Below are 5,101 nucleotides of genomic sequence, written 5' to 3' on the forward strand. Positions count from 1 at the left end.
ATCATTCAGATAAATCAATAGTAAAATATACGCAAGTTTCAGTCAACAGTTAAATAATTATGATGTTGACTTTTTGGTGAAACTTTTATTAAAATACAGATTATAAACATGTGAGGTGAAATGATGACTTATCATCAAATGCTTAAAAGCTATATTGCTCAATCGGGTCTTACATTGCATGATATCTCAAAGGAATTAACAAATTTCGGTTTCAATATTAGTAAAGGATACATCAGTCAATTACAAAATGGTAAGACAGATAGACCTGCAACAGATGATTTAACTAGAGCTTTAGCTAAAGTTACAGGAGGAAACATTGAACAACTACTAACAGCTTCTTTTCTTGAACGCGCTCCTGAAGAAATAAAATTGAAATTTATACGCTTGAGTACTATGATTTCTGAAGATAATATTCAAGAAACAAACAAGCAGTTCATAGAACTCCCTGTTTATGAAAGTTTTTCAGGAAAGCACCGTTCAAAACGAATATTAGAAACTCAATATATAGATATTTCTAATGTGTTAGACAATGAAGTCTTTGCCGTCAGTGTRCAAGGAAATACTATGACTGAAGACTTTATTAATGAAGGTGATATAGTTATTTGTACTGCTACAGAAGAAATAAGTTATAACGATATTGCATTAGTGTCAATTAATAATACTAATGCCAACATTTATCGAGTTCTTTTTCAAGATAATTTGTGTATGCTCATTCCATCAAATAAAAAAATGCAACCATTACTTGTATCTAGTTGTGAAGTGATCATTCTAGGGAAAGTAATTGAACTCAGGAAGAGATATTGATAAAGGTAACAAGGAGGTTATTAGGTTGGTTGTAAAAAATAGAATTGAAAATAATACGTATCAACAAGATGATCAAATAGAAGCAATAGGCTATATAAGACAAAGTGATGAACGCGATGATAAAGAAGATATATCAGAACAAACTCAATTAACAAAAATTAAACAATTCTGTGATATTAACAATTGGAAACTTGTAGATGTCTTCAAAGACATCGATTATTCTGGTTTTCGAATCAGCTACCTTAAAAGACCAGGCATTATGAAATCACTGGAATACATAAAATCTCATAAACGTGTTCGAAAATTTGTAATCTTTAATCTCTCCCGCTTAACACGTAGGAAAAAAGATTTTCTACTTATACATGAATCTTTATCCAAATTAGATGTAGATATCTGTTCCACTGCTGAACTATTAGATTTCAGTTCACCAACAGGAAGATTAGTTGCTAATATACTTGTTAATTTCAATGAATATTATAGTGATAATCTTAGTGATGTTACTAGTGATAACAAAAAAACAAATGCAGAAAAAGGACGTTGGAATGGTGGACCTGCCCCATTTGGTTTAATAAAGAAAGAAGGTGTTTTTAAAGCTGATGGATTAGATGCAGAAGCAGTCATACACTCATTTAAAATGGCAAAAGAGGGAAAAGGACCTTACATTATCTCAAAATGGCTAAAAAGTGCTTCAGTAACCACAAAAACAAATGTCGAATGGACACCACGAAGAGTACGTTATATGTTAACTAATCCAACCTATGCTGCTATGCAAAATTGGAAGGGAGTTTTATATCCACTAATAGGCTATGATGCTTTAGTAAGCTTGGATGATTATACATATGTTCAGAGTACGTTGTTTGGTCGAGAAAACTTTTGGAGAGGTAGAGAGCGACAATTATTATCTTCAATCCTACAGTGTCCAATGTGTAGTGGCAAAATGTATTCAAGACAAACAGGAAGCAAGAAAACACGAAGATATGTATGTAGTAATAAAAATGAACATGGAAATTGTAATAGTCCAGTGATTGACCTCCCTTCACTCAATGATGCAGTTCTAAAAAGAATTGTTGATATCAGTAATGGTAGGTACAGTAAAGAACAAATATCGAGCAAATTAGTTGACGATATAGATGAGACAACAAATGTTCTTCAACAATTACAAAATGAATATAACAGTTTAGAAAAGGCAATTCAGGATGTTTTTGATGATTTCTATATCTATAAAAAACTCAGTGAGCAACATTATAATGATTTAATGAAGCGGTACGAAAACAGGCAAAAAGAAATTAATAAAAAACTTGAAAAAATGCCTATACCAAAAACCAATAATAAATATGGGAATTTTGATGACCTTCTTAGTGAACTTGCAATCGCATTTGAACTCGGACTAGATTCACGTGATAAACGTATCATGACAGAACTTATTATAGAAAAAATAATTCCAAACAGAACCACACAAATTCACTTTAGATGGGGTGAAATACAAGAGATTAACTACACAAAATCATCTTACAAGAATAATGAGGTTCTATTTTTTAAAAAAAAAAACCACTCCGAGGAGTGGTCCGCTTTCATTATGAAAGCTACAGGATTTGGATAGGAGTGGAGAGAAACCATACTGTACCTTTATTATATGTATACGCTTCCATTTTGTCAATAAGCGTTTTTATTTTGTTCGAAATAAATTGTAAACGCTTTTTTTAATCAAAAATGACGAACACCCGATTAAAGGTGTACGTCATAGCCTTTAGCAGTAAGTACGATAACAGCCTGATCCAGATACTCTTGACTTCGGAATGAAAGTCTTAGAACGCCTGGCACGTCTTCTCTGCTCTCAATAATATGAATGTTGCTCAGGTTGATAAGGCTGTTCCCAAGCTCACTTGTGATTTTACCGATAATACCAGGATGATCTGGAATATCGACATAACAGTCGAATGCAGAATGAATCATGCCTTTGCGGCGCTCAGGCATTTTGCTGCGGAATTGACCTGCTGTTTCAAAAGCTTCAGCAATCGCATCCCCATCTGAACTCTCCAGCATAGACACAAATTTATCCGTTTCCTTGCTCCAATCGCGCAGCAGCTCAAGCAAAACCTTGCGATTATTAATTAATATATCACGCCAAATAATCGAATCGCTTGATGCTATCCGTGTAATATCGCGGAAGCCCCCTGCTGCTAACGATTCATATAGCATATTATTTTCGTTATATCCGCGAACCTGATTCACAAGTGACACGGCAATGATATGCGGCAAATGGCTTATCGCGCCTGCTATCTCATCGTGCTCTTTCGCATCAACTTTTACGATATTCGCTTTCGTATGGCTGAGTAAATCAACTAGACGCTCCACTGCTTCCTCAGGCGTATTCTCATCAGGTGTCAGCACATAGAAGGCGTTCTCGTATAGATGCGATGAAGCCGCTTCAACTCCTGTACGCTCAGAGCCAGCCATCGGATGCCCGCCAATAAAAGTAGCTTGTCCAAAATCAAGTGATTTTGCACATGCCATAACAGAAGCCTTCGTGCTCCCAGCATCTGTAATGATACAGCCGGGTTTTAATTTAAACGCACTGAGCTTCTCGATATATTCCTCAATGTTGCCGACCGGTACACAAACGAATATAAAATCTGCTTGCTCGGCCGCTTCTTGCATTGAAGTCGTTGCAAAATCAACCACACCCCGCTGCATGTACTTCTCTACCTGCGAGGGGCGGTTTGAATGTCCGATTACTGTAATATTTGGTTTTCCTTTAAAACAAAGGGCGATCGAACCACCGATCAGCCCTACTCCAAAAATCGCTACAGTCGTCATAACTTTATCCTTGCACCGCCGATTCTTGCAAAACCTGTTCTAGTGCTGTAATGAATTTTTCATTTTGCTCACTTGTACCAACTGTAATCCGAATATGATTCGGGTAGTAAGTCCAGCGCGGTCTTGAAATAATTCCTCTGCGCAGCAAACCGTCGAATACTTCAGGTGATGGACGCTTCACATCTACCATTACGAAGTTGCCGTATGCAGGGAAGCAAGATAAGCCAAGGCGATCAAATTGCTCCGACAAATAAGCAAGACCTTGTTTATTTTGGTCACGACAGTAGTCAATAAATGCTTTGTCAGCAAGTGCTGCTTTCGCTGCAGCTTGTGCCGCTCGCGACGTGTTGAATGGTTCACGCACCTGATTCGTATAACGAATGACATCAGGATGCCCAACGCCATAACCAATCCGCAATGCAGCTAGGCCAAAAATTTTCGAAAAAGTTCTCAGCACGATTAAATTGCGGTGCTCGCGCAGCAATTGTATTCCGTCTGGAAACTGCGGGTCATCGATGTATTCCCCGTAGGCTTCATCAAGTACAACAAGCACGTTCGTTGGCACCTGCTGCAAAAACTCAGAAAGCTCAGGCAGTGTGACAATGGTACCCGTTGGATTATTCGGATTGCAAATCCAAATGATTTTAGTTCGCTCAGTAATTTTAGACAGCATTGCAGGCAAATCATGCTTGCCGTCTTTTAAAGGAACCTCTATGATCGTTGCATTCTCAATTTCTGCATTATGCTTGTATTGCGGGAAAGTTTCGTCCGCCATAATCGTTTCGTCGCCAGGAACGATAAACGCTCTATTAATCATAAGAATAATTTCACTGGAGCCCGTGCCAAAAATAATTTGATTCGTATCTACGCCAAGTTCTTCCGCAAGTGCAGCCGTTAGTTCAACGCTCGCACCATCTGGATAAATATTAAAATTGCCTAATTCTTCAATGACTGCTGCTTTAACTTGTTCAGAACAGCCAAACGGATTTTCATTAGATGCAAGTTTGATGACTTCTTTTAACCCTAGCTCCCTCTTAACATCTTCAACCGGCTTTCCGGGTTGATAGACGGGAAGGTGGACGATATTACTTTTGGGCTGCATGAGCCGTTCACCTCTTTTATAATTGACTAGTCTCATTACTCGACATCCATTGTCTCATATCTGTGTTAGGTTTTAAAGTTTTTTTAACACAAGATTGGTCTATTGCGCAAGATTATATCGAAATTGTGATATATGTTTAATGAACTTATGATGCAAAAGGGTCTTTTTTTAATCAATGGTTCAGTTTCTGTATAAAAAATGAAGTGAAGGACATCCGCTTCCATGCCAAAAACAGTTCAAAACCATCGCTTGAAACAGTCTATTAAATTTCTTCATTTAAATAACGGACATCAGATCCCTTATTTGATGATAATCATGCTTTTTCTCGATATAACGGACATAGGATCCCTTATTTCTTAAATTTACATACAATTGAAC

General features: G+C 37.2%; 4 protein-coding genes. 2 read left to right on the plus strand and 2 right to left on the minus strand.

What is annotated here, in order from left to right:
* Positions 1–120: 120 nt before the first annotated feature.
* Both AC1DSE_RS29825 and AC1DSE_RS29830 read left to right on the plus strand, forming a co-directional pair.
* The gene (locus AC1DSE_RS29825) at positions 121–804 is read left to right on the plus strand and encodes a LexA family transcriptional regulator (RefSeq protein ID WP_477512457.1); all 684 of its coding nucleotides are present in this window, start codon (positions 121–123) and stop codon (positions 802–804) included.
* A gap of 25 nt (positions 805–829) precedes the next feature.
* Positions 830–2,404 (plus strand): recombinase family protein, encoded by a 1,575-nt coding sequence (locus tag AC1DSE_RS29830; RefSeq protein WP_477512459.1) that lies wholly within the window; start codon positions 830–832, stop codon positions 2,402–2,404.
* A gap of 125 nt (positions 2,405–2,529) precedes the next feature.
* Here the strand turns inward: AC1DSE_RS29830 and AC1DSE_RS29835 are convergent, their stop codons facing one another.
* Both AC1DSE_RS29835 and hisC read right to left on the minus strand, forming a co-directional pair.
* The gene (locus AC1DSE_RS29835; RefSeq protein WP_477512460.1) at positions 2,530–3,621 is read right to left on the minus strand and encodes a prephenate dehydrogenase; all 1,092 of its coding nucleotides are present in this window, start codon (positions 3,619–3,621) and stop codon (positions 2,530–2,532) included.
* Positions 3,622–3,625: 4 nt separating this feature from the next.
* Positions 3,626–4,723 carry a histidinol-phosphate transaminase gene (gene hisC, locus AC1DSE_RS29840; protein WP_477512461.1) on the minus strand — a complete coding sequence of 366 codons (1,098 nt, stop codon included), beginning with the start codon at positions 4,721–4,723 and terminating at the stop codon, positions 3,626–3,628.
* Positions 4,724–5,101: the final 378 nt, after the last annotated feature.

It is taken from the genome of Paenibacillus sp. 01L418 (assembly GCF_056400045.1).